The organism is Methylobacterium sp. AC315 (assembly GCF_979253755.1).
Genome location: NZ_CEEDEA010000004.1, coordinates 388,817 through 413,293 on the forward strand (window position 1 = coordinate 388,817; position 24,477 = coordinate 413,293).

At 68.3% G+C, this 24,477-nt stretch carries 27 protein-coding genes; 12 read left to right on the top strand and 15 right to left on the bottom strand.

What is annotated here, in order from left to right:
- Positions 1-57: 57 nt before the first annotated feature.
- Positions 58-1,548, bottom strand: a complete 1,491-nt coding sequence (locus AC0IY0_RS09585; RefSeq protein ID WP_471763683.1) for a carboxypeptidase M32 — start codon at positions 1,546-1,548, stop codon at positions 58-60.
- Positions 1,549-2,025: 477 nt separating this feature from the next.
- On the opposite strand from AC0IY0_RS09585, the gene AC0IY0_RS09590 reads away from it, so the two are divergent.
- A complete protein-coding gene (locus AC0IY0_RS09590) occupies positions 2,026-2,766 on the top strand; it encodes a glyoxalase superfamily protein (protein WP_471763684.1) in 741 nt (246 codons plus the stop codon).
- Positions 2,767-2,836: 70 nt separating this feature from the next.
- Here the strand turns inward: AC0IY0_RS09590 and AC0IY0_RS09595 are convergent, their stop codons facing one another.
- From AC0IY0_RS09595 to AC0IY0_RS09610, 4 genes are all read right to left on the bottom strand, one after another.
- Entirely contained in the window at positions 2,837-4,639 is a 1,803-nt protein-coding gene (locus tag AC0IY0_RS09595; protein WP_471763685.1) for an ABC-F family ATP-binding cassette domain-containing protein, read from the bottom strand.
- A gap of 71 nt (positions 4,640-4,710) precedes the next feature.
- Complete coding sequence (locus AC0IY0_RS09600) at positions 4,711-4,947, bottom strand: hypothetical protein (protein ID WP_471763686.1); 237 nt, start codon at positions 4,945-4,947, stop codon at positions 4,711-4,713.
- An 80-nt stretch (positions 4,948-5,027) separates the two neighbouring features.
- On the bottom strand, positions 5,028-5,342 hold the full coding sequence (locus AC0IY0_RS09605; protein WP_147854969.1) for a polyhydroxyalkanoic acid system family protein: 315 nt from the start codon (positions 5,340-5,342) through the stop codon (positions 5,028-5,030).
- 119 nt (positions 5,343-5,461) lie between these two features.
- The gene (locus tag AC0IY0_RS09610; protein ID WP_147896292.1) at positions 5,462-5,812 is read right to left on the bottom strand and encodes a septal ring lytic transglycosylase RlpA family protein; all 351 of its coding nucleotides are present in this window, start codon (positions 5,810-5,812) and stop codon (positions 5,462-5,464) included.
- A gap of 658 nt (positions 5,813-6,470) precedes the next feature.
- Here AC0IY0_RS09610 and AC0IY0_RS09615 point away from each other — a divergent pair.
- On the top strand, positions 6,471-7,577 hold the full coding sequence (locus AC0IY0_RS09615) for a site-specific DNA-methyltransferase (protein WP_147905758.1): 1,107 nt from the start codon (positions 6,471-6,473) through the stop codon (positions 7,575-7,577).
- Between the two features lie 66 nt (positions 7,578-7,643).
- Here the strand turns inward: AC0IY0_RS09615 and mutY are convergent, their stop codons facing one another.
- Complete coding sequence (mutY, locus tag AC0IY0_RS09620) at positions 7,644-8,984, bottom strand: A/G-specific adenine glycosylase (protein ID WP_147938093.1); 1,341 nt, start codon at positions 8,982-8,984, stop codon at positions 7,644-7,646.
- A gap of 127 nt (positions 8,985-9,111) precedes the next feature.
- Between mutY and AC0IY0_RS09625 the strand changes: the two genes are divergently transcribed.
- From AC0IY0_RS09625 to AC0IY0_RS09655, 7 genes are all read left to right on the top strand, one after another.
- Positions 9,112-9,594 carry a DUF721 domain-containing protein gene (locus AC0IY0_RS09625; RefSeq protein ID WP_147905819.1) on the top strand — a complete coding sequence of 161 codons (483 nt, stop codon included), beginning with the start codon at positions 9,112-9,114 and terminating at the stop codon, positions 9,592-9,594.
- A gap of 115 nt (positions 9,595-9,709) precedes the next feature.
- Complete coding sequence (locus AC0IY0_RS09630; protein WP_147938092.1) at positions 9,710-10,354, top strand: DsbA family protein; 645 nt, start codon at positions 9,710-9,712, stop codon at positions 10,352-10,354.
- A gap of 188 nt (positions 10,355-10,542) precedes the next feature.
- Positions 10,543-10,917 (top strand): AtpZ/AtpI family protein, encoded by a 375-nt coding sequence (locus AC0IY0_RS09635; RefSeq protein ID WP_147938091.1) that lies wholly within the window; start codon positions 10,543-10,545, stop codon positions 10,915-10,917.
- 73 nt (positions 10,918-10,990) lie between these two features.
- Complete coding sequence (locus AC0IY0_RS09640) at positions 10,991-11,746, top strand: F0F1 ATP synthase subunit A (protein WP_147905754.1); 756 nt, start codon at positions 10,991-10,993, stop codon at positions 11,744-11,746.
- A 107-nt stretch (positions 11,747-11,853) separates the two neighbouring features.
- Positions 11,854-12,081, top strand: coding sequence for a F0F1 ATP synthase subunit C (locus tag AC0IY0_RS09645; RefSeq protein WP_007566773.1), 228 nt, complete (start codon positions 11,854-11,856; stop codon positions 12,079-12,081).
- A 149-nt stretch (positions 12,082-12,230) separates the two neighbouring features.
- Entirely contained in the window at positions 12,231-12,809 is a 579-nt protein-coding gene (locus AC0IY0_RS09650) for a F0F1 ATP synthase subunit B family protein (protein ID WP_471763687.1), read from the top strand.
- 16 nt (positions 12,810-12,825) lie between these two features.
- The gene (locus tag AC0IY0_RS09655; protein WP_187193699.1) at positions 12,826-13,311 is read left to right on the top strand and encodes a F0F1 ATP synthase subunit B family protein; all 486 of its coding nucleotides are present in this window, start codon (positions 12,826-12,828) and stop codon (positions 13,309-13,311) included.
- Between the two features lie 114 nt (positions 13,312-13,425).
- Here AC0IY0_RS09655 and AC0IY0_RS09660 read toward each other — a convergent pair whose 3' ends face one another.
- Both AC0IY0_RS09660 and AC0IY0_RS09665 read right to left on the bottom strand, forming a co-directional pair.
- On the bottom strand, positions 13,426-13,749 hold the full coding sequence (locus AC0IY0_RS09660) for a hypothetical protein (protein WP_471763688.1): 324 nt from the start codon (positions 13,747-13,749) through the stop codon (positions 13,426-13,428).
- Positions 13,750-13,772: 23 nt separating this feature from the next.
- Positions 13,773-15,695 carry a Hint domain-containing protein gene (locus AC0IY0_RS09665; RefSeq protein WP_471763689.1) on the bottom strand — a complete coding sequence of 641 codons (1,923 nt, stop codon included), beginning with the start codon at positions 15,693-15,695 and terminating at the stop codon, positions 13,773-13,775.
- A 365-nt stretch (positions 15,696-16,060) separates the two neighbouring features.
- Here AC0IY0_RS09665 and AC0IY0_RS09670 point away from each other — a divergent pair, with 365 nt between their 5' ends.
- Positions 16,061-17,341: an NAD(P)/FAD-dependent oxidoreductase gene (locus AC0IY0_RS09670; protein WP_471763690.1), complete on the top strand. Its 1,281-nt coding sequence runs from the start codon at positions 16,061-16,063 to the stop codon at positions 17,339-17,341.
- Positions 17,342-17,394: 53 nt separating this feature from the next.
- Here the strand turns inward: AC0IY0_RS09670 and AC0IY0_RS09675 are convergent, their stop codons facing one another.
- Positions 17,395-18,264 (bottom strand): formate/nitrite transporter family protein, encoded by an 870-nt coding sequence (locus tag AC0IY0_RS09675; RefSeq protein WP_147905748.1) that lies wholly within the window; start codon positions 18,262-18,264, stop codon positions 17,395-17,397.
- A gap of 41 nt (positions 18,265-18,305) precedes the next feature.
- On the bottom strand, positions 18,306-19,046 hold the full coding sequence (locus AC0IY0_RS09680) for a competence/damage-inducible protein A (protein ID WP_471763691.1): 741 nt from the start codon (positions 19,044-19,046) through the stop codon (positions 18,306-18,308).
- A 165-nt stretch (positions 19,047-19,211) separates the two neighbouring features.
- Between AC0IY0_RS09680 and sfsA the strand changes: the two genes are divergently transcribed.
- Positions 19,212-19,925 (top strand): DNA/RNA nuclease SfsA, encoded by a 714-nt coding sequence (sfsA, locus tag AC0IY0_RS09685; protein WP_471763692.1) that lies wholly within the window; start codon positions 19,212-19,214, stop codon positions 19,923-19,925.
- Here the strand turns inward: sfsA and AC0IY0_RS09690 are convergent.
- Positions 19,912-20,757 carry an FkbM family methyltransferase gene (locus AC0IY0_RS09690; protein ID WP_419829546.1) on the bottom strand — a complete coding sequence of 282 codons (846 nt, stop codon included), beginning with the start codon at positions 20,755-20,757 and terminating at the stop codon, positions 19,912-19,914. The genes sfsA and AC0IY0_RS09690 overlap by 14 nt on opposite strands.
- Positions 20,758-20,873: 116 nt before the next feature.
- Between AC0IY0_RS09690 and AC0IY0_RS09695 the strand changes: the two genes are divergently transcribed.
- Entirely contained in the window at positions 20,874-21,638 is a 765-nt protein-coding gene (locus tag AC0IY0_RS09695) for an alpha/beta fold hydrolase (protein WP_147938084.1), read from the top strand.
- Between the two features lie 3 nt (positions 21,639-21,641).
- Here the strand turns inward: AC0IY0_RS09695 and AC0IY0_RS09700 are convergent, their stop codons facing one another.
- The 4 genes from AC0IY0_RS09700 to AC0IY0_RS09715 form a co-directional block, all read right to left on the bottom strand.
- On the bottom strand, positions 21,642-22,403 hold the full coding sequence (locus AC0IY0_RS09700; protein ID WP_147905818.1) for an ABC transporter permease: 762 nt from the start codon (positions 22,401-22,403) through the stop codon (positions 21,642-21,644).
- A 14-nt stretch (positions 22,404-22,417) separates the two neighbouring features.
- On the bottom strand, positions 22,418-23,350 hold the full coding sequence (locus tag AC0IY0_RS09705) for an ABC transporter ATP-binding protein (protein WP_147905817.1): 933 nt from the start codon (positions 23,348-23,350) through the stop codon (positions 22,418-22,420).
- 191 nt (positions 23,351-23,541) lie between these two features.
- A complete protein-coding gene (locus AC0IY0_RS09710) occupies positions 23,542-23,796 on the bottom strand; it encodes a hypothetical protein (RefSeq protein ID WP_147905743.1) in 255 nt (84 codons plus the stop codon).
- Positions 23,797-24,152: 356 nt separating this feature from the next.
- The gene (locus AC0IY0_RS09715; RefSeq protein ID WP_471763693.1) at positions 24,153-24,464 is read right to left on the bottom strand and encodes a hypothetical protein; all 312 of its coding nucleotides are present in this window, start codon (positions 24,462-24,464) and stop codon (positions 24,153-24,155) included.
- Positions 24,465-24,477 lie beyond the last annotated feature (13 nt).

Consider the following 24,477-nt stretch of genomic DNA (forward strand, 5'->3'; position numbering starts at 1 on the left):
ACCAAGTCTGCGCGCCCTTCCGCTCGGGACAGACGCCCTGCTTTGGCCAGTCAGCCCTCACCTGCCCAGATACCGCGCTTCCAGATGTGCCCGGAACGCCGTCGTCCCGAGCGGCGCGCCCGTCGCCCGGATCAACAGCTCGTCCGTCCCGAGGAGGCTGCCCACTTCGTGCACGTTGGCCCGCAGCCAGGTCCGCAGCGGCGCGAAGTCGCCCTCGGCCAGGCAGCCCGGCAGGGCGGGCTCCGCGGTGCGGGCCGCCCGGAACAGCTGGGCCGCCGCGAGCGCGCCGAGCGTGTAGGTCGGGAAGTAGCCGAACGCCCCGCTCGGCCAGTGGATGTCCTGCAGGCAGCCGAGGCGGTCGTCCGGGACCGTGAGGCCGAGGAGGTCGCGCAGGCCGTCGTTGAAGGCGCCCGGCAGGTCGGCCGCCGCGAGGTCGCCCGCGATCATCGCGGTCTCCAGCCGGTAGCGCAGCAGGATATGGGCCGGGTAGGTCGCCTCGTCGGCATCGACCCGGATGAAGCCCGGCCGGACCCGGGTGTTCAGTGCGTGCAGGTTCTCCGGCGACCATTCCGGCCCGGAGCGGCCGAACGCCTCCCGCAGCAGCGGCGCCAGATAGGTGAAGAAGTCGCGGCTGCGGCAGGCCTGCATCTCGACGATGAGCGACTGGCTCTCGTGAAGGCTCATGCCCCGGGCCGCCCCCACCGGCTGGTGCCGCCACGCGGCGGGACGGCCCTGCTCGTAGAGGGCGTGGCCGGTCTCGTGCAGCACGCCCATCAGGGCGCGGCCGAAATCGGCTTCGTCGTAGCGCGTGGTGATGCGCACGTCGTCGGTGGCGCCCCCGCAGAACGGATGCAGGCTTATGTCGAGCCGGCCGCGGCTGAAATCGAAGCCGAGCGCGCTCATCAGCTTGAGGCCGAGGGCGCGCTGCGTGCCGACGTCGAACGGGCCTTCCAGGGGCAGCGGCGCCGGGCGGGAATCCTGAATCTCCCGGGCGCGGGCGATCAGGTCCGGCAGCCAGCTCGTGAGATCGGCAAACAGCGGGTCGATCACCGATCGGCGCATCCCGGGATCGTAGCTGTCGAGCAGCGCGTCGTAGGGATCGAGCCCCAGCGCCGCACCCTTGGCCTGCCCGATCTCGCGCTGGAGCCGCAGAACTTCTTCCAGATAGGGCGCCAGCCGGGCGAAGTCGGCGTCACGCCGCGCCTCCCGCCAGACCATCTCCGACCGGGACACCGCCCGCGAGCTGGCCTCGACCAGATCCCGGGGCACGGCGGCGCCGTGGGCCTGGGTCCGCCGCATCTCCCGCAGGTTGGCGGCCGGCCACGGATCGAGCCCGCCCGCCGCCTCGGCCGCGTCGATCTCTCCCTGCGTCTCGGGCGCCGTCAGGATCTCGTGCGCCATCCCGCGCAGGATCGCCAGCTGGTCTCCCCGCGCCTCGGCCGCCCCGTCGGGCATCAGCGTCTGCGCATCCCAGCCGAGGATCCCGGCCGCCCCTTCCAGGGCCGCCAGGCGGGAGAAACGCTGTTCGAGGATCTGGTAGGCGGTCATGCGATCTCCGAGGGGCCATCGGTTCGTCGGCACGCGAAGGCCACCGAACCATACGCGATTTTGATAGAAAGCGAGCCCAACTGCGTCGGCCCGCCGAGCATCTTCTTGTGTCTGCTTCGACGGCATACTTCCCGAGACATGTTAGATCCGGGCATTTTTATTGCATCAAAGGTAGGGATTCCGACAGTTTCAGATGTATCTCGGAAGAATTATGAATTATAAAATTACTGTTCTATAATTGAGTATGAACAAGCTTTTTTGCATGCGAGCATGCAACCTGGAGTAACTGCTTGCTTGCTCTTGACGAGACGGCGTGTCTCGATTTTACTCGATCTAGGCCGATGCAGCCTGCCGCCTGCGCCCGAGAGGGTTTGGTGAATGCATCTCACTTGCGTCCGCTCCGATCCCGATCCCGGGTAGACCGGTCAGCAACGCAGGCACTGACTTCGCTGGTCTGCCCCAGACTGGGAACGGTTCATGCGCACCTTTCGCGATTCCAAAGCCATGGCGAAATCGCTGTCGGCCGAACTCGCGCGGCGAAGCATCGTGCTGTCGCACGGCGAATGCCTCGATATCGTCGCGCGCCAATTCGGGCTCGACAACTGGAACGTCTTGTCGGATCGGCTGAGCTCGAAACCCGAGCCCGGACCGAAGTCGGACCTCGTCCTTCCTGCGGGATGGTTCGTCTCCGGGTCGAAGCCGCGCTTCTACGACATCGGCCGCGATACCGCGATGCGGTATCGCTCCGGCCACCCCGCGCTGATCCGCTGCCGGAAGACCGGCGAGGACGGGTTCACCGAGGAAGGCCTCGGCTTCGCGACGCTGATGCAGAGCGTGCTGGCAGACGAGTTTCGCGGCCACCGTGTGAAGCTCAGGGCGGATCTGAGGACTGAAGCCGTCACATATTCCGCGACGATTTGGTTCCGGATCGACGGCGAGCGGAAGAAGCAGCTCGGCTTCAACAATTTAGAGCAGCGTACGGTCGATGGTCCCCTCGCTGGCACCCATGAATGGACTGAGCGATCAATCGTTCTGGACGTCCCGGAGGATGCCGAGAGCTTGCATTTCGGTTTCTATCTACGCGGGCCGGGCGCGGTCTGGGCTGGCGGGTTTGAGCTTACGATCGCCGACCACGAGTCCGAACCCAAACCGCCGTACCGCTACCTCTCGCAGCCGACGAACCTGAACTTCACCGAACTGCAGCATCCCGCCGCCTGACGCGCAGGCGCATTGTCCTGCAAAAGCGGATGGCGGCCTCGGCAAGAGCGGCGCGCCATCCGTGCAGCTGTCACCCCGCCTGCAGCATCTCCAGTTCCAGCCAGCGGTCCTCCGCCTGCGACAGCTCGGTCTCGGCCTGGGCCAGCATGGCGGTGGCCTTGTCGAACCGGGCCGGGTCGCGGGCGTAGAGGTTGGCATCGTCCAGCACCGTCTTGAGCTGGCCGATCGCCGCTTCCAGCTTCGCGATGCGGGCCGGGAGCGTCTTCAACTCGTGCTGGTCCTTGAAGCCGAGCTTCGGCTTGGCGGAGGCCTGCGGGGCCGGCGCGGCGGATTGGCGCTCGCGCGGCCCCTTCTTGGCCGTGACCGTGCGGGCCTCGACCCCCTGCCCGCGCTGGACCAGCATGTCGCTGTAGCCGCCGGCATATTCCATCCAGCGGCCCGCCCCCTCGGAGACCAGCACGCTGCTGGCGACCCGGTCGAGGAAGTCGCGGTCGTGGCTGACCAGGATCAACGTGCCCTGGTAGTCGCCGAGCATCTCCTGCAGCAGGTCCAGGGTCTCGAGATCGAGGTCGTTGGTCGGCTCGTCCAGCACCAGCAGGTTGGCCGGTTGCGCCAGTGCGCGGGCGATCAACAGCCGGTTGCGCTCGCCGCCAGACAGCACAGAGACCGGGGTCCGGGCCTGCTCGGGGGTGAACAGGAAGTCCTTGAGGTAGCCGATGACGTGGCGGCTCTGGCCGTTCACCGTGACGCTGTCGCCCCGGCCGCCGGTCAGCACCTCGGTGACGGTCATCCCGGGCTCCAACGTGGCCCGCGCCTGATCGAGCACCACCGGCATCAGGTTGGTGCCGAGCACGATCTGCCCCGAATCGGGGGCGAGGCGGCCCATCAGCAGGTTGATCAGCGTCGACTTGCCGGCGCCGTTGGCCCCGACGATGCCGAGCCGGTCGCCGCGCATCACCCGCAGCGACAGCCCGTCCACGATGGTCCGCTCGCCGTAGGCCTTCGCGATGTCCCGGGCCTCGACCACGAGGCTGCCGGAGGATTCGGCCTCCGAGGCCTGCATGCTGACGCTGCCGACCGGGCGGCGGACCTCGCGGCGGTTCTGGCGAAGCTCGTGCAAGTTGCCGAGGCGGCGGACGTTTCGCTTGCGCCGCGCGGTGACGCCGTAGCGCAGCCAATGCTCCTCCGCGACGATCTTGCGGTCGAGCTTGTGCTGGTCGCGCTCCTCCTCTTCGAAGAAGGCGTCGCGCCAGGCCTCGAAATTCGAGAATCCCTGCTCGATCCGGCGCGTTTCCCCGCGGTCCAGCCAGATCGTGGCCCGGGACAGCGCGGAGAGAAACCGCCGGTCGTGGCTGATCAGGACCATGGCGGCGCGGGTGCCGCGCAGCTCCGCTTCGAGCCACTCGATCGCCGGAAGGTCGAGATGGTTGGTCGGCTCGTCGAGGAGCAGCACGTCGGGCTCCGGCGCCAGCGCCTGGGCCAGCGCCGTGCGCCGGCCCTCTCCGCCCGAGAGCTTGGCCGGATCCTCCGCCCCGGTCATCCCGAGGCTTTCCAGCAAGTACTTGGCGCGATAGGTCGATTCGCCCGGCGGCAACCCGGCCTCGACGAAATCGAGGGTGGTCGAGAAGCCCGAGAAATCCGGCTCCTGGGCCAGGTAGCGGATCGTGGTCCCGGGCTGCAGGAACAACCGCCCCTTGTCCGGCTCGACCAAGCCGGCGGCGATCTTCATCAGCGTCGACTTGCCGGAGCCGTTCCGCCCGACCAGGCAGGTCCGCTCGCCGGGGGAGATGGTCAGGTCCGCGCGGTTGATCAGCGGGGTGCCGCCGAAAGTGAGCGCGATATCCTGGAGGGTCAGAAGCGGGGGAGCGGCCATACCGGGCTTATGGCAGCGCCGGGCTTCCGGTTCAAACGGTGCCGCCCCGCGGGGCGGGGCGGCACACGCGCTCAGGCGGTCGGGTTGGCCGGCCCAGTGGGCGGGCTGATCTCCGGCGGGCCGGGATCGTTCACCGGGATCTCCGGCGGCTGGATGCCGGGCGCCTCGGCCGGGGTGTTCCCGGGGATCTCGGGACCGGGCGGCTGCGTCGGGGCCTGCGGCGGCTCGTAGGGAGCGTCCGGCACCGGCGTGGGCTGCGGCGGAACCTCGGGCACTTGGCCGGGATCGGCGAGGGTGAAGTCTGGCACGGCTGTCCTCCAGATGGCCCGCGGTGCTGGGCTGCACCGTTCGGGCGGAAACGAGGGCCTGCCGCTCCGGTTCCGGCGTGCTACTTCTTGGTGAGGAGGAGATTGCCCTCCTTGCTCGCCACCTTCTGAATCTTCTCGGCGAACAACGCCAGCAGGAACGGCAGCTTCACCTCGAGGCGCACGCTCTCGGGGCCGACATCGATAGTGCCGCCGATCTTCTGGGTCATCGCCGAGACCCCGAAATCGAGGCGGTCGCCCGTCCAGGCGAGCTGGTCCACGCTGACGCCGCTCTTGGCCAGGAAGGCCCGCGCCTGATCGGTGCCGTGCTCGAGGCGCCGCTTGGCCTCGTCGCGGCCGAGGTCGTGCGGGATGTCGACGATCAGGGGTTTGGGCATGGGGCGGCTGGGTCCGGACTGCTTTCGCAGCACATGGGGCCTCCCGATGCCGCAGACAACGTCGGGAGGCCGCAGGGCTTCAGGACAGGCTCGTCCTGCAAGCCGTCAACGCCGGATCTTCAGTTCAGGACTTGAAGCGAGACGTAGCTCGTGCCGCCCATGCCGAGGGCACGCGCCGAGCCCCGCGAGAGATCGATGATCCGGCCGCGCACGAATGGGCCGCGGTCGTTGATGCGCACCACCACCGAGCGGCCGGTCCTGCGGTTCTCCACGCGGACCCGGGTTCCGAACGGCAGGCTGCGATGGGCAGCGGTCAGTCCGTTGGGGTTGAAACGCTCACCGTTCGCGGTGCGATGGCCGCTCCCGTACCAGGAGGCCCCGCCGCTCTGGGCGGCAGCCGGGAGGGTCGTTCCGACGATGGCAGACAGCATTCCAACGGTGGCCACGAACTTACCGAAACCAGATGTCATTCTTCCCGCATTCCCTTGTTGTTTCCGGGACGGCGCAAGTCGTTTCAGAAATCGACCGGAATAAGGCGGCCTTTCCGGCCTGCTGCGGGTCACATTTTAGCCGGTTTTCAGCTGGTCATGCAGATTACATTACTTTTTGTATCTCAATATTTCTCGGAGGTCTTCGATTTGTAGACACGACAGTCGTTCGCGGTAATCGGTAAGTTCTGATCGCGGATGCCGCAACGATCCTACGATGAGCTCGAATTCCTAAGCCCTGCGTGGGGTGTGACCCTGTATCCCGCTCAGTTGGACGCGAGCGTCATTCGGACGTGACAATTGTCGTTCGGAACGCCGGAGTAAGAATGGGCCGTTCGGTACCCGCACTCCGTCAGCAAAGCCCAGCCCCAGCAATTGACGACGCGCCTGTAGGCACGCGTCGATGGCTGGCTTTCTCTGCTGAAAGACTGGCGGATCGGGCGCTAGGCAAAAAATGCAGCCCCAGAACGGGACGCGCGGCGGAAGAATCCGAAAACCCGGCCTTTACCGTGTCCGACGCATGGTCTGCCGGTCAGTCGCGTAACCGGTGTTTGCCATGGCTTCCCCGCGTACCGTGGCTGCCGATGCCGTCGCCCGGAAACAGGTCTCGCGTGCCGGGCGGCCCGCATCGGCGCCACGGATGGGTCTCGTACCCGCCCAGCGTCCCCTTCCCCTTGACCAAGTTCTGGTCGGGGATTGCATCTCGGCCATGAACGCGCTGCCGGCTTCGAGCGTCGACTGCGTGTTCGCCGACCCACCCTACAACCTGCAGCTCGGCGAGGCCGGCCTGCTGCGTCCGGACCAGAGCCGTGTCGACGCGGTCGACGACGACTGGGACAAGTTCGCGACCTTCGAAGCCTACGACAGCTTCACCCGCGAATGGCTCGCCGCCTGTCGCCGCGTGATGAAGCCGAACGCGACCCTCTGGGTGATCGGGTCGTACCACAACATCTTCCGGGTCGGGAGCGCGTTGCAGGATCTCGGTTACTGGATCCTCAACGACATCGTGTGGCGCAAGGCCAACCCGATGCCGAACTTCCGCGGCAAGCGCTTCACCAATGCCCACGAGACCCTGATCTGGGCCTCGCGCTCGGCGGATTCGAAAGGCTACACCTTCCACTACGACGCGCTGAAGGGAGGCAACGAAGACCTCCAGATGCGCTCGGACTGGTTCATCCCCCTCTGCACCGGCGAGGAGCGGCTGAAGGATGCGGAGGGCCACAAGGTCCATCCGACGCAGAAGCCCGAAGCGCTGCTCGCCCGCACCCTGATGGCGGCGACCAATCCCGGCGACGTGGTGCTCGACCCGTTCTTCGGCACCGGCACCACCGGTGCCGTCGCCAAGCGCCTCGGCCGCCGCTTCATCGGCATCGAGCGCGAGGCCACCTACGCGAAGGCCGCCATGGAGCGGATCGCCGCCGTCCAGCCGCTGTCGAAGGCCGCCCTGATGGTGGCGCCGACCAAGCGCGCCGAGCCGCGGGTGCCGTTCCTCTCGGTGATCGAGGCCGGGCATATCCGCGCGGGCGAGATCGTCACCGACGAGCGGCGCCGCTTCCGCGCCACGGTGCGTCCGGACGGCCAGCTCGACAACGGCCTGGTCATCGGCTCGATCCACAAGATTGGCGCCCTGGTCCAGGGTCTTCCGGCCTGCAACGGCTGGACCTTCTGGCACGTCGAGCGTTCGGGCAAGCCGTTGGTGATCGACAGCTACCGGGCCGGCCTGCGGCAGGCGATGGCGAACGGCTGAGCCCTCCCCGTATCGGTCCTGGGATCCCAAAGGGCCGAGCCCTCTGGGATCCCGCTTCCTTTGGAACTAGCGGCGCCGCGCGGCGCCCGGTCGGCGCGGCGTCGATCGCGCGCGCACCGGCGCAACAGGCGCCTCCGGCTCGCCATCCAAGAAGTCGTCCGTGTCCGGCGGTGGCTCCGGTGCCGGTTTCGGCCGGGGCTTGGGGACTGCGCGCACGCTCGGCCGGGGCTCCGGATCGGCCATCGAGATCGGCGCCTCCATGGCCGCGAGCAGCGGCATCGCCGGTGGCTCCTTCTTGGGGCGGCCGCGCGGCTTCTTCTCGGGCTCCGGCTTCGGGTCGAAGGCGTGGGCCAGCACCTTGCGCATCAGGCCTGGCAGCGGCTCGTCGTCCAGCGCGCTGCGCGGGGTGAAGCGCATGCCCGGCGGCGTCGGGGTCGAGAGCGCGACCCGGGCCGCGAACACGGTCAACTCCAGCGGGAAGTGCGTGAAGCCGTGCCGCACCAGACCCGGCAGCCGCTTCCAGCGAGCGTCGATCGGCGCGTCCAGCAGGGCCGCGGCGACGTCGTAATCCGGTTCCCAGGCGCTGCCGGGCGGCTCGGCCATGGTGCCGAGCAAACCCTCCGGCGGACGCGTCCGCAGCAGTACCGCCTCGTCGCCGCTGCGAATCGCCACGAAGGCTGCGCCGCGGCGCAGCGCCCCTTTCGCAACCTTGATCTTGCGCGGGAACGTGTCCTGCGTGCCGCGTGCCCGGGCCTCGCAGGGCCGCATCCACGGGCAGAGCGCGCATGCGGGGCGCTTGGGCGTGCAGATCGTCGCGCCGAGATCCATGAGCGCCTGCGCGAAGTCGCCGGGCCGGTCGTGCGGCACCAGGGCCTGGGTCAGCCGACGGATCTCCGGGCGGCTGCCGGGCAGCGGCGCCTCCACGGCGAACACCCGGCTCAGCACCCGCTCGACATTGCCGTCGACCGCGGCCTCCGCCCGCTCGAACGCGATCGCGGCGATCGCTCCGGCCGTGTAGGCGCCGATGCCCGGGAGCTTGCGGAGGCCCTCGGCCGTGTTGGGGAAGCGGCCCGCCGCCGCGACGGTTTTGGCGCAGGCGTGGAGGTTGCGGGCCCGGGAATAGTAGCCGAGCCCGGCCCAGGCCGACATCACCGCCTCCTCGGGGGCTCCGGCCAGCGCATTCACGTCGGGGAAGCGCGTCAGGAAGCGCTCGAAATACGGGCGCACCGCCGCGATCGTGGTCTGCTGCAGCATCACCTCGGAGAGCCAGACCCGGTAGGGATCGGGCACCTCGCCGGCGAGCGCGCGCCACGGCAGGACCCGCCGGTGCCGGTCGTACCAGGCGAGCAGGTCGTCGGCGCGTGGTCCGGGAGCGGACCCGGAATCCGTGGCTGAACAGGTCGGCATGGGCCAGGCTGCATACCCGGAGGGACCGGGCGATCATAGGCCCGCCCGGCACCGGGGCGGTGCTCCCTTCTTAAACGAAGCTGCGCTACCGTGATGCGATTCATCCGGGGGCGAGGCCCAGAGCACCATGGCGCGCGTCAAACCGCTGGCCGAGCTGATCGAGAGCTGCATCGGGCCCGCCTTCGCGGCGCAGGGCTTCGCGTCCACCGATATCCTGGCGGCCTGGCCGGAAATCGTCGGCGAGCGGCTGGCCCGCTATTGCCGGCCCTCGAAGCTCGAATGGCCCAAGCGCCGCCGCAAGGAGGCCGACGCGCCGGAATCCGGCACGCTCGTGGTCCGGGTCGAGGGCGTCTTCGCGATCGAGCTCCAGCATCTCGCGCCTGTGGTGATCCAGCGCATCAACGCGCATTACGGCTGGGCCTGCGTCTCGCGCATCGTGCTGCAGCAGGACCGGGTCGGCCGCGGCGGCCGGCCGGCGCCGCGCACCGGTATCGACCCGTCCCGGGCCGTGGAGGTGAAGCGCGCGGTGGCCGGGATCGAAGATGACGGGTTACGCGCCGCCCTGGACCGCCTCGGGATCGCCGCGGTGGCCACGCGGCCGGAGCGCTGACCTGCCGGTTTCAGCGGCGATTGCGTCATCTTGCCAGGAAAGCCGCGCCCGAGTACCCGCATCGGGACGCCAAGATAAAAACGCCAAGACCAACCAGATCCGGCGGAGCCTGCCCATGACCACGCGACGCGACGCTCTCAAGTTCACCGGCCTCGCGCTCGGCGCCGGATTGGCCCTGCCTTACCTGGCCCGCTCGGCCTGGGCGCAGAACGCCGATCTGGCCGCCCTGATGCAGCCGGGCCCGCTCGGCGACGTCTGGCTCGGCCCGGCCGATGCCAAGTGCACGATCATCGAATACGCCTCGATGACCTGCTCGCACTGCGCCGCGTTCCATCGCACCACCTGGCCGGTGCTCAAGGAGCGCTACATCGATACCGGCAAGGTGCGCTTCACTCTGCGCGAATTCCCCCTCGACCCGCTGGCCACCGCAGCGTTCATGCTGGCGCGCTGCCAGGGCGAGGCCAAGTATTACCCGATCACCGACCTGCTGTTCGACCAGCAGCCGGCCTGGGCCTTCACCCAGAAGCCCGTCGACGCGCTCGAGCAGATGCTCCGTCAGGCCGGCTACACCAAGGAGACGTTCGAGGCCTGCCTGAAGGACCAGAAGGTCTACGGTGCGGTCAACGCCGTGAAGCAGCGCGGGCTGGACGTGATGAAGGTCGATTCCACGCCGACCTTCTTCATCAACGGCGAGCGCTACACCGGCGAGATGACGATCGACGGCATGGAGAAGGTCATCAAGCCGATCATCGGTGCCTGATCGTCGCGGCGGTCGATGCGCGAAGCACCACCGCAGAGCCAGGGCTAAAACCTGAAAACAACATAAAGATCAAGTACTTACTATGTATCGACGTCGCCTTGACACCCAAGATAGGCGAAACTATGGTGCGCCCGCTTGATGGGGGCGTCCAGCCGGTTTCAGATCCTCCCGCCCTGTGAGTTTCAGCCGTGAGCGGCGACGATTCCAGGGACGGGAAAGAGACCGCGGGAACGCCGACGGACAGCGAACTCTCCGCGAGGCTCAGACGTCTCGAGACGCAGATCGAACGGAAGCGTCCGCAGGCCGCTCCCGATCCTTCCTTGCGGCCTCGGGGTACCGGGCCCTCCTCGCTCGGTCAGGCCATGACGATCTCCACGGAGTTCGTCGCAGGCGTGATCGCGGGGGGCATACTCGGCTGGATCGTCGATCATGTCTTCGGGACGAAACCCTGGGGCCTGATCGTCCTCCTCATGCTGGGGTTCGTGGCGGGGATCTACAACGTGATGCGGGTGTCTGGTTTTGCCGGCGCGCGTCCCGGACGAGGCGATCGGCAGGAGCCATAAGGCGCGCCGGTCGATAGGGGTTTGAGGCGATCGACGCTGTCGATGCGCCGGATCAAGAGGGGCGGAAGCGGGAATGGCGGTCACGATCGACCCGATCCATCAGTTCGAGCTGAAGCCGCTCGTATCGCTCGGCCATATCGGCCATCAGCAACTCGCGTTCACGCAATCCGCCCTGTACATGTTCGCCGCCGTCGGCGTGATCGCCCTGATCACGATCGTGGCGACGGCATCGCGCTCGGTGGTTCCGGGGCGGATGCAGTCGCTGGCCGAGATCTTCTACGAGTTCATCGCCGACACGCTCCACCAGGCGACCGGCGACGGCGGCAAGCGGTTCATGCCGCTTGTGTTCTCCCTGTTCATGTTCGTGCTGATCCTGAACCTGTTCGGGATGATCCCGTACGCGTTCGCCGTGACCAGCCACCTGGTCATCACCTTCGGCCTCGCCGCCCTGGTGATCTCCGTCGTGGTGATCTTCGGCGTCATGAAGCACGGCACCCACTTCTTCGGGCTGTTCGTGCCGTCGGGCGTGCCGAAGCCGCTGCTGGCGATCCTGGTGCCGATCGAGATCATCTCGTTCATCTCGCGGCCGATCAGCCTGTCGGTGCGTCTGTTCGCGAACGTGCTCGCCGGCCACATCGCGATGAAGATCTTCGCGTTCTTCGTGGTCCAGCTTCTTCTCGCAGGGGCCTGGAGCGTGCTATCGCCCCTCCCGCTGTTCCTGACGATCGCGCTGACCGCTCTCGAGTTCCTCGTTGCGGCGCTTCAGGCCTACGTCTTCGCGACGCTGACGGCGATCTACCTCAACGACGCTCTCCACCCCGGCCACTAGGCGCACGCCCAGGCCGCTCAGCTTCACCCCGGCCTCCGGACTTGGCCGGCTCCACCCGCCGCGAACGTCACCGCACGTTTCGATCTGAAGAGACCTCAGGAGTTATCATGGATCCCGTCGCTGCGAAGTACATCGGCGCCGGCCTCGCCTGCCTTGGCATGGCGGGTGCAGGCATCGGCCTCGGCAACCTGTTCGGTCAGTTCCTCGCCGGCGCCCTTCGCAACCCCTCCGCGGCCGACGGCCAGCGCGCCACGCTGCTCCTGGGCTTCGCCCTGACCGAGGCGCTGGGCATCTTCTCGCTGCTCATCGCGCTGCTGCTGCTCTTCGCCGTCTGATCGACGCGCTCGGGGGCCGCGGACACCGCGGCCTCCACCGGGCTCTCACCGCCCGACCAACGGGTGGACGCTTCGCGAACGAGGCGTCCGCCTTCTTCCGTCACCGCGTCGGCGGTGACCTGTGCGAACGGTGTCAGTGTAGCGGTCTCATGGCGCAGCCGAATCCCCTCACCACGCCGCCCCCGGGCGCCGACACGCAGCTCGTGCCCGGCCATGTCGAGCACACGGAAGCGCATAGCGGTGCCTTCCCGCCCTTCGAGACCTCCGGGTTCCTGTCGCAGCTAATCTGGCTCGCGCTGGCCTTCGGTCTCCTCTATTACCTCATGGATAAGGTTGCGCTGCCGCGGATCCAGGCGATCCTGCACGCTCGCGCCGAGCGCCTGCGGACCGATCTCGACCAGGCCCAGGCCATGAAGTCCGAGGCCGATGCCGCCGGTCTGGCCTACGAGACCGCGCTTCGCGATGCGCAGGGCAAAGCCCGCGACATCGCCCAGACCACCCGGAACGCGCTGGCCGCCGAGGCCGATGCCAAGCGCAAGGCGCTCGAAGCCGACCTGAACACGAAGCTCTCGTCCGCCGAGGCGACGATCCGCACGCGGACCGAGGCTGCGATGGGCAACGTCCGCAGCATCGCCGGCGAGACCGCGGTGGCGATCGTGGAGCGCCTGACGGGCCAGGCGCCCGATCCGGCGACCCTCGACCGCGCCCTCGACGCCACCGCACACTGAACGGGAACCCACGATGCTGCTCGAAGCCGAATTCTGGGTCGCCGTCGCGTTCGTGATCTTCATGGGGATCGCCTGGAAGGCCGGCGCCTTCTCGACCATGACGAAGGGCCTCGACGGTCGCGCCACCCGCGTCCGCCACGAGCTCGACGAGGCCAAGCGCCTGCGCGAGGAGGCCGCCACCGTGCTGGCCGACTACAAGCGCCGTCGCGCCGAGGCCGAGAAGGAGGCCGAGTCGATCATCGCCAGTGCCCGCGAGGAGGCCAAGCGCGCCGCCGAGGAAGGCCATCGCAAGCTGGACGACTTCCTGGCCCGGCGCACCAAGGCCGCCGAGACCAAGATCGCGCAGGCTGAGGTGCAGGCCGAAGCCCAGGTCCGGGCGGCGGCAGCCGATGCGGCCGTGAAGGTCTCCGAGACCATCCTGCGCGAGCGGATGCAGGGCGATGCCGCGCAGGGCCTGATTCGCGCCAGCCTCGGCGAAGTTCGGACCCGCCTGCGGTCCTGATTCCGAAGGGTCCACGCCGACGAGAAGCCGCCTCCGGGCGGCTTTTTTCGTTTGATTGCCACGGATGCCGGTTCCCGGCCGCGACCCGGTCCCGACGGCGGTGTGGCAGGGACGTCACGGCGTGGGGACGATCCGAAGCGTTGCCGGGAGCACGTAGGGTGAGCCCGGCAGGTGCGCGCCGTCGCCCTCCCGCCGCACGCTGATCGCGTAATCCTGGCGCGGAGAGAGCAGCCCGACCGGGAGGTCCAGCGCGAAACCGCATCGGCCCGTGCCGATACCTTCGATGGCGAGATCCTCGCGGAACAGGTCGGCCCGGCAGCGTCCGAGGACGCGCCGGTCGACCGCCACCAGGATGGCGACCGGAACGTCCGGAGCATCCATCTCCCACGCCCAGCCGACGATGCGGCGATGGCTGAGCACGTCGATACTGCCGCGCATCGTCATGGTGTCGCTTTCCGAAATCAGGCGACCTGCGCCCGACTCCATTCACCCGTTGCATCGAGCCGCATGGCCCCGATCTTGGCTCCGTCGGCCGAGCGACGCACCGATACGGTTTGGAAGACGCCGACCGCGAGCGGCACGTCGAGACCCAGGTCGAACCCGTGCCGCCCCTCCCCGATCGCGGCCGCACCGAGATCGGGCCGATCGATCTCCGCCAGCGTCATGGCGACCACGGCGCCGTCCAAGAGGACATCCAGGCAGACCGGTCCACTCGGATGCTCGGCATCCTGTGCCCAACCGGCGACGCGCAGGTCGCCGTTCCGGACCTCGCACAAATCCAGGCTGCCTCGGAGATCACCGAAACCCGGCTCGTTCACCGACAGGCCGGCCCGTTGGATCAGGCGACGGGCCAGCGCCGTGAGGGTCGGACCATCCTCCACGCGCTCGGCATAGGGCGCGGCTGTCGGACGCGTTCCCGGCCAGCCCATGCCGCCGTCGAACCGCGCCCGCAGGCCGGCTGCAGGGAAGAAACTCTCGGCCGGTGCTCCCTCGGCCAGCAGCAGGTCATGCGCGTCGAGTTCGATATGCCAGTAGGTCAGGTCGGCCACCGCCTCACCGCGCGTGATGGACCGGCCGTTGACGAGATGGCCCGCGGCGACGAGCAGGCCGTCCAGATGGAGCGCATGGTCCGGCGAGACCCAGAGGTCCCGGAACGGTATGCCGTCCGCCAGGGCACCCGCCGTGATGCGGACGGGCCGGTCCGCTCGCGGAGCGGTCGAGCCGGGATAGCGGCGCGTGCCGATCCAGCGGATCGGCCGAAGCGGCCCGGAGGCGGTCACCACCCGCTGCCCGACTCGGAGATTCTCGACTGCGACCTCACCGCGTTCGGTCAGGATGCGGGTGCCGGTGCAGTAGCACGGCGCCGGAGTGGCGGATGGCGACGATCCGGGCGTGGCCTCCGTGCCGGACGGCGCCGCGGCCGCACCTGTCGCGGGCGATGATGTCGCCGCGCCGGATGTCGGCGACGATGCTGCGGGACCTGACACGGATGACGACGCGGCTGCCCCTCCCCGGATGGGTGACGACCCGACCGCTATCGGCGCGACCGAACGGGCGGCGGCGGCTCCGTAGAGGCCCGGATCGTACCCATCCGGAGACGAAACCCGGCCCTGAGGGACCGCGACCGCGTTCGTGCTGTTGGAGTAGACCCGGATGTAATCGATGTTCGATGTGATCGGGCTTCCCGTGGCGGTCCCTTCGCTCCGGACCGCCAAATCGGCGAGCAGATACATCGGGCTGTGTAGATCCGACGGCGTGATCTGCGATCCGGTCAGCTGGCCGTCGACGTAGAAGCTGATCTTGTCCGCCTGCCAATTCATCCCGTAGGTGTGATAGCCGGATGGATTGTTGAGGCCGGTGACGACTTGCCGATTGGTCTGCCAGGGTATGCCGTTCTGCGGATCGGTCGTGTGGATCGTGCTGTAGACGCTCCGGTCGTCGTTGCCATAATGCTCGACGACGTCCAGTTCCTGGTGACCATTGGTTGCGCTCGACGTCGGACTCTGCTGGTTCGGCAGCAGCCAGAACGCGTCCCAGGCATTCGAATCGTTGGAGAAATCAGCCCGGATCTCGAAGTAGCCGTAGGTCTGCGAGAAGTTGCCCTGCGTGGTGATCAGGCCCGATTCCCAGCTGCCTGGAACGCCCGACGCGGTTCGGTCGGGCACGGCCGTGATCGAGAGCGTGCCGTTCTGGACGCTGAACGGATCGTAGCCTGACGACGGATCCACGAAGGATGAACGCCCGAAGCCGACATCAGCTTTGCCGTCGGCCGTTCGCCATTCGGCGCGGATGTCCGCGTAGGTGGTCCCGGCCCCGTTCGAAGAGATGCTGCGGCTGTTGAACTCGTCGTCGAACGTCAGCCGATAGCCGGACAGATCAACCATTCAGCCGCCCCTTTTAGTCAGATTGTCCGCTATTAAACGCTAATCTCGGCGTCAATCATTGGTCATTAACAATGATTAAATGGTAAACGAAGCGTTACACATTGTCTTCGGCGCGTCGATAAGAGGCTTCTGACGCCGGGCCGCGACCCGACCGGGGATCTGCGTTGGCGCGGCTGTTCCGGGTGGTGCCGCAATGATCCGGATGCCAACCGACGACACCGGGTTCGTCGATCCAACGCCGACGGTCTCTTGTCGACCGTGAAGTCCGCGCTGAGACGACTGACGGCACGGTATGTCCGGACAGCAGGTTGCGAACATCGACGCCGGGACTGCGTTCACCGGGAACGGAAGTTCCGGGAGACGGCATGGCGGACAAGGCGCGGATCGTGATCGTCGGTGGTGGGGTTGCGGGAATCGAGGTGGCCACCAGCCTCGGCCGCGGTGGCAAAGCCGAAATCGTGCTCGCCGATCGCAGCCTGTCACATGTCTGGAAGCCGATGCTTCATACCTTCGCCGCCGGCACCGCCCGGCCCGATCGGCAGAAGGTTGATTTCTTCGCGCAGGCGCGCCGGAACGGCTTCCGGTTCCAGCCCGGGACCCTGATTGGGATCGACCGCGCGACCCGCCGGGTGCGCCTCGCGGTCGAGGCGGCGCAGGGGCGGCCGGACGTCGATCTCGACTACGATCTCCTGGTCCTCGCCATCGGCAGCAGGGCCAACGATTTCGGAACCCCCGGCGTCGCCGAGCACTGCCTGACCATCGATGACCTCACCGAGGCGGAATCGTTCCACCGGCACCTGCGGCGCCACCTGCTGGCCCGGCTCGACAGTCCCGACTGGCTCGAGATCGCCATCGTCGGCGGCGGCGCCACCGGTGTCGAACTGGCCGCGGAGCTGAAGCACGCCATCAACCTGGCGTCGGATTACGGCTCGCCGGATCTGCCGCGCCGGCTGCGCCTGACCCTCATCGAGAGCGGTCCGCGCCTCCTTCCAGCGTTCCCGGAGCGGGTCTCCCGGGCCGCCGCCCGGACCCTGTCGGATCTTGCCGTGGAGGTACGGACCGGCGCCATGGTGACGGGCGCGGACGCATCTGGCTTCACCCTACGGGATGGCAGCCGCATCTCGGCTGGGTTGAAGGTCTGGGCCGCCGGCGTGAAGGCCCCGGACGTGCTCGGTGCCGTCGAGGGGCTGGAGCGGTCGCGGACCGGCCAGCTCACGGTCGGCTCCGACCTGCGCACGACCCGGGACCCGGCGATCGTCGCGCTCGGGGATTGCGCCAGCCTCGTTGACCGCAAGACCGGTAAACCCGTGCCGGCCACGGCCCAGGCGGCGCGGCAGCAGGCGCAGCACCTCGCGTCCCACCTCGGTCGGGCGCTGGCCCGGGGCGACACCGTCGCGACCGAGCTGCCGCCGTTCCAGTATGTCGAGAAGGGCGCCATCGTCTCGCTGGCCGATTTCAACGGATGGGGCACCCTGGGGCGCTACACGTTCGGGGGCGGCCGGCTGAACGGCCTCTCGGCGCGGCTCACGCACGACCTGCTGTACCGGCAGCACCAGATCGGCCTGTACGGCCCCCTCCGTGGGACGATGACCTGGATCCTCGATGACCTCGACCACCTGATCAGCCCGCCGGTGAGCCTCGATTAGCCCCTAGGCACGCGCGAACTGGAGACCGGTTCGGCGTCAGCAAGCGCGTCCGGTCAGTCGGGGCGGTCGCCCTCGACCTCTTTGGTCTCCTCGACCTGCGGGGCGACCTGGCCGTAGTTCAACACCGCCACCAGGGTGACGCCGCCGAAGACGTTGCCGAGCAGCGTCGGCAGGAAGAACCGGTACCCGTAATCTTCGAGCGAGGCCGCGCCGGTGATCAGCAGGTAGAAGGCTTCTACGGAGCCGGCGACGATGTGGGCGAGCCCGCAGAGCGAGACCAGCCAGGTCATCAGCAGGATCACGATCGGCGCCGCGCTGCCGGTGGCCGGCAGGAACCAGACCATCAGGGCGATCATCCAGCCGGCGAACACCGCCTTCACGAAGGTGGCCCAGAACCCGTGCGCGATGGCGTCGTGGCTGATCTCCGCGAAGGCCTTGAGCACCGGCGGCTCGAACGCGCCGGCGCCGGCGAGCACCGCGGCGATGGCAAGCGTCCCCAGGATGTTGCCGCATAGGACGATCAGCCAGAGCCGCACCACCCGGAAGGCGGTCTTCACCGTCCGGTCGTGCAGCAGCGGCAGGATCGGAGTGATGGTGTTCTCGGTGAACAGCTGCTGGCGCCCCAGCACCACGACCAGGAAGCCCACCGCGTAACCCATCGTAGTCACGATCTTGGCCCAGTCGGCCTCCGGCAGGTGGCTCTTGAGCACGCCCGGCACGATCAGCGACAGCGCGATGCTGAGGCCCGCGGCGAAGGCGGAGAGGAACAGGGCGATGCCGTGGCGGCGCAACTCCTCGTCGCCCTCCAGACGGATCACCTCGTGCAGCACGTAGGCGTCGGGGCGGCCGATCTCGGACACCTCCTTCAGCAACTCGTCGCGCCGCGCCTCCTTGTCGGCCCGGTCCCTCTGATCTTGGATCATCCGTTCAGCTCCCTGACGCCACGCGACCGAACGTGAGAGTGTCAGTTCGTGAGCCGCGCCACGAGCGCTTCGACCGCCGCCTTCGCCTCCGTCAGGGCCTGCGCATCCCGGCTGCGCACCACGATCCGGTTGCGGAATCCCTCCGGCGTCAGCGCCGGGTAGGAGCCGATCGACACGGCCGGCCGGGCCCGGGCGATCTCGCCGAGCTCGCTCGCGTACTGACCCTCGGGAAGCCCGACGGCCTCGATGGTCTCGGAGATCATCGCGGCACCGCCTTTCAGCGTCGGCGCGACGGCATCGAGCATGGCCTGCATGATGCTCGGCACCCCGGCCATGACGTGGACGTTGCCGATGCGGAAGCCCGGGGCCTTCGACACCGCATTGGGGATCAGGTCGGCGCCGAACGGGATCCTCGCCATGCGCAGGCGGGCCTCGTTCAGGTCCTCGAGCTTGTGGCGTTCCAGCAGCATCGCCCGCGCCCGCTCGTCGATGTCGATGCCGACCCCGAAGGCCTGGGCGACGCAATCGGCGGTGATGTCGTCGTGGGTGGGCCCGATCCCCCCGGTGGTGAACAGGTAGGTGTAGCGCGCCCGCAGGACGTTCACCGCCTCCACGATCATCGCGGCCTCGTCGGGCACGATCCGCACCTCGCGCAGGTCGATCCCGGCGGCGGTGAGGAAATCGGCGATGGTGCCGATGTTCTTGTCCTTGGTACGCCCCGATAGGATCTCGTCGCCGATGACGAGGATCGCGGCCGTGATCGGATCGGAAGGCTGGTCCATGGAACTCTGTCGGCGAGGAGCAGGTCGAGGCCGGATTGCGGTCCGGCCGACGGTATCCCGCGCGCATCGGTCTCGCCGCCGCAGCGGTGACACCTTTGGCGGTGGATGTTCTGCAGATAGCGCGTCCGCCGGCCCGGACCACACGAACCCGGAGATATCCCCCCGATGCTGTTCGCTGCGCCGCTCGCGCCCGGTCTGCTGGTGCGGCGCTACAAGCGCTTCCTCGCCGACATCGAAACCGACGACGGCCTCGTCACCGCGCATTGCCCCAATCCCGGTGCGATGCTGGGCCTCAACGTGCCGGGACGGCCGGTCCTGCTCTCCCGCTCGAGCAATCCCGCGCGCAAGCTGCCGCTGACCTGGGAATTGGTGGAGGCCGACCTGCCGGGCGGGACGCAATGGGTGGGCATCAACACCCTGCGCCCGAACGCCCTGGTGGCCGAGGCGTTTCGCGCCGGCGTGATCGCCTCACTCGCCGGGCACGACGTCTTCCGTCCGGAAGTCCGCTACGCGAAGGCCAGCCGCGTCGATTTCCTCGCGAGCGGCGCGGCCACCGGGCCCTGCCACGTCGAGGTCAAGAACTGCCACCTGATGCGCCGGGCGGGCCTTGCGGAATTTCCGGATTGCATCGCCGCCCGCAGCGCCCGGCACATGCGCGATTTGGCCCAGGTGGTCGTGGATGGCGGCCGGGCGATGGTGATCATCGTGGTGCAGATGCACGCGGAGGCGTTCGACGTCGCGCGGGACATCGACCCGGCCTTCGACCGGGCGTTCCGCGACGCCCGCGCGGCCGGCGTCGCGGTCCATGCCTATCGCTGCGCGGTGAGCCCCGCGGGGGTCGCCGTGACCGACGAGATCCCGGTGATCACGCCGCCCTGACCGGTGCCTGGCGCTCGAACATCAGGTTCAGCCGGGAGCGCGAGATCTCGCGATAGCCCAACCTCTCCAGGTGCTTGGGCAGGTCGATCTGCCACTGGCCGGTGCCGTTCTCGATGAGCAGGATGCGGGGGAGCAGCGCTTCCGGCGCCTCGCGCAGGAACGGCTCCAGGATCAGGTCCTCGGCGCCCTCGACGTCGAGCTTGATGGCATCGACCCGGGTCAGGCCTTCGGTTCGTAGGAGGTCGATGAGCGGCACCGCCGGCACGGTGATCCGGGCGCCCTCGTTGGTGCCGACGATCCGCAAGCTCGACTCGCCGCGGTTGCGCGGGTCGATGAACAGGGTCAGCTCGCCCGCCTTGTCGGCCACCGCGCAGGCGACCGCCTTGACGGTGTGGAACGGGTTCTGGGCGATGTTGTAGGTGAGGCGCTCGAATACGTCGGGTTGGGGCTCGACTGCGACGATCCGGGCGGCCGGCCCCGAGAACGCCGCGACGCACAGGGCGTAGGCGCCGATGTTGGCGCCGATATCCAGGAAGACGCAGTCCTTCGGCAGGCGGTCCTGCAGCAGCGCACGCTCCTGCGGATCGAAGAATTGCGGCGTGAACAGCACCTTCTTCTCGCAGTTGTTGTTGTAGGGGTGCAGGCGCATCCGGGCGCCGTAGCGGGTCACGTCGAGGGGCTTGCCGCCCAGTCGCGAGATCGCGATCCGGCGCAGGAACAGCGCTAGGCGCCGCCCATACCAGGACTCGGCCGGGATCCGGTTGGTCCGGCGGGTGATCGCCGCCACGAGGCCGGCCGGTTCGTAGGTGCCGTAGGGCTTGGGATCGGTCATAGCCGGGGCGGTGTGCCAGCCGGCGCCCTCCCCCGCAAGCGGAGCGATCCGCGTTGCCCCCGCGCGGCCCTGTGGTCTAAGCGGAGGCCGAGCTTCGACGGCACGGGTTGCACGGCATGGATTCCTTCGATTCGGACGGCGTGCGGATCGCGTATATCGACGTCCCGCCGGCGGAGGGGGCCGGCACGCCGATCCTGCTGATCCATGGTTTCGCCTCCAACCACGCGGTCAACTGGGTCAACACCCAGTGGGTGCGCGCGCTGACGCAGGCCGGATACCGGGCGATCGCCCTCGACAATCGCGGGCACGGCGAGAGCCAGAAGCTCTACGACCCGGCGGAATATAGCTCGGAGGCCATGGCGGGCGACGCGATACGGCTGCTCGACCATATCGGCATCGAACGCGCGCACGTGATGGGCTACTCGATGGGCGGGCGGATCACCGCCCACATCGCCCTCGACCATGCCGACCGGGTCCGGTCCGCGCTGATCGGCGGGCTCGGCATGCACCTCGTCGAGGGCAAGGGCTTGCCGTCCGGGATCTCGGAGGCGCTGGAGGCGCCCCCCGGCACCCCCGCTCCGAACCCGACCGCCGCGGCGTTCCGCACCTTCGCCGAGCAGACCCGCAGCGACCTTCGCGCGCTCGCGGCCTGCATGCGCGGCTCGCGCCAGACGCTGAGCCGGGCGGAACTCTCACAGATCGAGGTGCCGGTGCTGGTCTCGGTCGGCACCCTCGATACGGTTGCGGGCTCGGGCCCCGCGCTAGCCGCCCTGATGCCGGATGCCCGGGCGCTCGAGATCGAGGGCAAGGACCACTCCACCGCGGTGGGGGCCAAGCCGCACCGGGACGGCGTATTGGCCTTCCTCGCCGCGCAGCCCTGAACGTCAGCTCTTCAGGCGGTAGCCGGTGCGGAAGATGTAGGTCACGAGGCCGAGGCAGATCACCAGAAACAGCATCGTCATCCCGAGGCTGATTGCGATGCTGACATCCGCCTTGCCGAAGAACGCCCAGCGGAAGGCGCTGATCAGGTAGACCACCGGGTTGACGAGGCTCACCGCGTGCCAGAACGGCGGCAGCATGTCGATGGCGTAGAAGCTGCCGCCCAGGAACGTCAGGGGCGTCACCACGAGGAGCGGCACCAGCTGCAGCTTCTCGAACCCATCCGCCCAGAGCCCGATGACGAAGCCGAACAGGCTGAACGTCACCGCCGTGAGCAACAGGAAGCCGATCATCCAGACCGGATGGTCGATCCGCAGCGGCACGAACAGCGCCGAGGTCGCCAGGATGATCAGGCCGATCAGGATCGACTTGGACGCCGCCGCGCCGACGAAGCCCAACACCACCTCCAGCGGTGAGATCGGGGCTGAGAGGATCTCGTAGATCGTGCCGGCGAAGCGCGGGAAGTAGATGCCGAACGAGGCGTTCGAGATGCTCTGCGTCAGCAGCGAGAGCATGATCAGCCCGGGCACGATGAACAGCCCGTAGGGCACGTCGTCCACCGCCGAGACCCGCGAGCCGATCGCGGCCCCGAACACCACGAAGTACAGGGTCGTCGAGATCACCGGGGCCAGGATGCTCTGCCCGGCGGTGCGCCAGAACCGGCCCATCTCGAAGCGGTAGATGGCGCGGACGGCCGGCCAGTTCATGCTCATGGTCGCGTTCATATCCGTGCCTCTCCCTCGCGCACCAAGCCGACGAAGATGTCCTCCAGGGAACTCTGCTCCGTCTGAAGATCGCTGAACCGGATGCCGGCAGCGGCGAGGCCGGTGAGCAGGCCGGTGATCCCGGTCCGCTCCGCGCGGGTGTCGTAGGTGTAGACCAGTTCACGGCCGTCGCCGGCGAGCGCCAGCTCGTACTCCGCAAGCTCGGGCGGGATCGCGGTGATCGGGGTCTGGAGCTGCAGGGTCAGCTGCTTGCGCCCAAGCTTGCGCATCAGCGCGGCCTTCTCCTCGACCAGGATGATCTGGCCCCGCCGGATCACGCCGATCCGGTCCGCCATCTCCTCCGCCTCCTCGATGTAGTGGGTGGTCAGGATCACGGTGACGCCCTGCTGGCGCAGGTCGCGCACGAGCCGCCACATGTCCTGGCGCAACTCCACATCGACGCCGGCGGTCGGCTCGTCGAGGAACAGCACCCGGGGTTCGTGCGAGAGGGCCTTGGCGATCAGAACCCGGCGCTTCATCCCGCCCGAGAGGGTCATCAGGCGGCTGTCGCGCTTGTCCCAGAGCGACAGCGCCCGCAGGATCCGCTCGATATGGCCAGGATCGGGCTGCAGTCCGAACAGGCCGCGCGAGAAGCTCACGGTGTTCAGCACCGTCTCGAAGGCGTCGGTGGTGAGTTCCTGCGGGACGAGCCCGATCGCCCGGCGCGCGGCGCGGTAATCCACGGCGATGTCGTGGCCGTCGACCACCACCGTTCCGGAACTCGCGGTGACGATGCCGCAGACGATATTGATCAATGTCGACTTGCCGGCCCCGTTCGGGCCCAGCAGTGCGAAGATCTCGCCCCGCTCGATGGTGAGGTCGATGCCGCTCAACGCGGTGAAGCCGGACTGATAGGTTTTCGAGAGCTTCGAAATGGAGATGATCGGCATCGGGGCCTGAATGGAATGCGGGGCGTCGTGCACCGGCGACCGCCGGCTCGGCTCTGGGCCCGTCTGCCGCCGCGACGTTCCGCACGGCCTGACGATCGGGTGGGCCTCTGGCGGAAGCGGGCGCCCCTATAGCACGGCGTCTATACGGTTCTCACGCCACCCACGTGCGCAAGCGCACAGCGAGACCGGCGTCATTCCTGAGCGTCGGCGCAGCGAGAGACCAGCGCCAGGCAGTGCCGCCGGGCCTCCGGATCGCGGATGCGCGAAAAGGTCGCCAGGATCGCGTCGCATTCGGCGGCCGTCGGGCCGTCATCGCCTTGCGCGGTGCGGCGGCGAAAGAGCGATACCGGAAGGTCCAGGGTATCGGCGATGTAGCGGAGGAGCTGCGCCCGCTCATCGAGCCGCTCTGCAGCTTCGGAGGATTCGAAGGCGCCTGGCGTGGTCATCGTGCGGTCCAGCTTAAACGGCAGCCGAGCAGGGGTCTGCGCAGCTCGAAAGGCCGACGCTGCTCGGGACGGAATTCGACCCGACCATTCATGAGTTTTCGCGACGCGGCAATCAACCGTTACGCTTCTCGGTAGTCACATGGACCGGAGACGCAGGATTGGTTTTGAGCCGGCCGGTAACGACCGGCTGCGGAGATTGAATACCGCGGTCGATTGAATTGCGCGCCGTCGCCGCTCTTGCATGCCGAAACGCACCGCCGATCGCGAAGATCAGTAGAGGTGTGCTCCCGCTGAGGTCCGGCTGTCGATCCCGGGGCGCAGGTTCGTGTGCGGCTGCTGACGCGCCTACGACGAGCCTATCCACCGTGCCGGAGCAAGACGAGCGCGGCCAGTCCGACCAGCGTCGCGAGGCCGAGCATCCTGCGCCATGGGTTGACGCCGCGGACGAGTTCATCGACCGCCCACCAGCCCAGGGCGACATCGGCGCCGATGGCGAGCCAAGATCCCAGGGGCTCGGCGCCGCTTGCCAGCCATGCCGCCAGCGTCAGCGCGAGGAACAACCAGAGCGGCAGGTTCGGCCATTGCGCAACCGTGATGGCGCCGGTCTGCCGGTCCCGGAAAAGCCAGTCGCGCACCCGCAGGAGGGGACTGGTCGATGGCTGCATCATGGTCCGGCGCCCT

Excerpts from the sequence above, each read along its gene's own strand:
- AC0IY0_RS09640 (WP_147905754.1), top strand. The coding sequence starts at position 10,991 with ATGGCGGTCACGATCGACCCGATCCATCAGTTCGAGCTGAAGCCGCTC.
- AC0IY0_RS09670 (WP_471763690.1), top strand. The coding sequence starts at position 16,061 with ATGGCGGACAAGGCGCGGATCGTGATCGTCGGTGGTGGGGTTGCGGGA.
- AC0IY0_RS09660 (WP_471763688.1), bottom strand. The coding sequence starts at position 13,749 with ATGCGCGGCAGTATCGACGTGCTCAGCCATCGCCGCATCGTCGGCTGG.
- AC0IY0_RS09595 (WP_471763685.1), bottom strand. The coding sequence starts at position 4,639 with ATGGCCGCTCCCCCGCTTCTGACCCTCCAGGATATCGCGCTCACTTTC.
- AC0IY0_RS09680 (WP_471763691.1), bottom strand. The coding sequence starts at position 19,046 with ATGGACCAGCCTTCCGATCCGATCACGGCCGCGATCCTCGTCATCGGC.
- AC0IY0_RS09675 (WP_147905748.1), bottom strand. The coding sequence starts at position 18,264 with ATGATCCAAGATCAGAGGGACCGGGCCGACAAGGAGGCGCGGCGCGAC.
- AC0IY0_RS09665 (WP_471763689.1), bottom strand. The coding sequence starts at position 15,695 with ATGGTTGATCTGTCCGGCTATCGGCTGACGTTCGACGACGAGTTCAAC.
- sfsA (WP_471763692.1), top strand. The coding sequence starts at position 19,212 with ATGCTGTTCGCTGCGCCGCTCGCGCCCGGTCTGCTGGTGCGGCGCTAC.
- AC0IY0_RS09650 (WP_471763687.1), top strand. The coding sequence starts at position 12,231 with ATGGCGCAGCCGAATCCCCTCACCACGCCGCCCCCGGGCGCCGACACG.
- AC0IY0_RS09695 (WP_147938084.1), top strand. The coding sequence starts at position 20,874 with ATGGATTCCTTCGATTCGGACGGCGTGCGGATCGCGTATATCGACGTC.
- AC0IY0_RS09710 (WP_147905743.1), bottom strand. The coding sequence starts at position 23,796 with ATGACCACGCCAGGCGCCTTCGAATCCTCCGAAGCTGCAGAGCGGCTC.
- AC0IY0_RS09715 (WP_471763693.1), bottom strand. The coding sequence starts at position 24,464 with ATGATGCAGCCATCGACCAGTCCCCTCCTGCGGGTGCGCGACTGGCTT.
- AC0IY0_RS09605 (WP_147854969.1), bottom strand. The coding sequence starts at position 5,342 with ATGCCCAAACCCCTGATCGTCGACATCCCGCACGACCTCGGCCGCGAC.
- AC0IY0_RS09625 (WP_147905819.1), top strand. The coding sequence starts at position 9,112 with ATGGCGCGCGTCAAACCGCTGGCCGAGCTGATCGAGAGCTGCATCGGG.
- AC0IY0_RS09615 (WP_147905758.1), top strand. The coding sequence starts at position 6,471 with ATGGGTCTCGTACCCGCCCAGCGTCCCCTTCCCCTTGACCAAGTTCTG.
- AC0IY0_RS09690 (WP_419829546.1), bottom strand. The coding sequence starts at position 20,757 with ATGACCGATCCCAAGCCCTACGGCACCTACGAACCGGCCGGCCTCGTG.
- AC0IY0_RS09585 (WP_471763683.1), bottom strand. The coding sequence starts at position 1,548 with ATGACCGCCTACCAGATCCTCGAACAGCGTTTCTCCCGCCTGGCGGCC.
- AC0IY0_RS09645 (WP_007566773.1), top strand. The coding sequence starts at position 11,854 with ATGGATCCCGTCGCTGCGAAGTACATCGGCGCCGGCCTCGCCTGCCTT.
- AC0IY0_RS09630 (WP_147938092.1), top strand. The coding sequence starts at position 9,710 with ATGACCACGCGACGCGACGCTCTCAAGTTCACCGGCCTCGCGCTCGGC.
- mutY (WP_147938093.1), bottom strand. The coding sequence starts at position 8,984 with ATGCCGACCTGTTCAGCCACGGATTCCGGGTCCGCTCCCGGACCACGC.
- AC0IY0_RS09700 (WP_147905818.1), bottom strand. The coding sequence starts at position 22,403 with ATGAACTGGCCGGCCGTCCGCGCCATCTACCGCTTCGAGATGGGCCGG.
- AC0IY0_RS09705 (WP_147905817.1), bottom strand. The coding sequence starts at position 23,350 with ATGCCGATCATCTCCATTTCGAAGCTCTCGAAAACCTATCAGTCCGGC.
- AC0IY0_RS09590 (WP_471763684.1), top strand. The coding sequence starts at position 2,026 with ATGCGCACCTTTCGCGATTCCAAAGCCATGGCGAAATCGCTGTCGGCC.
- AC0IY0_RS09610 (WP_147896292.1), bottom strand. The coding sequence starts at position 5,812 with ATGACATCTGGTTTCGGTAAGTTCGTGGCCACCGTTGGAATGCTGTCT.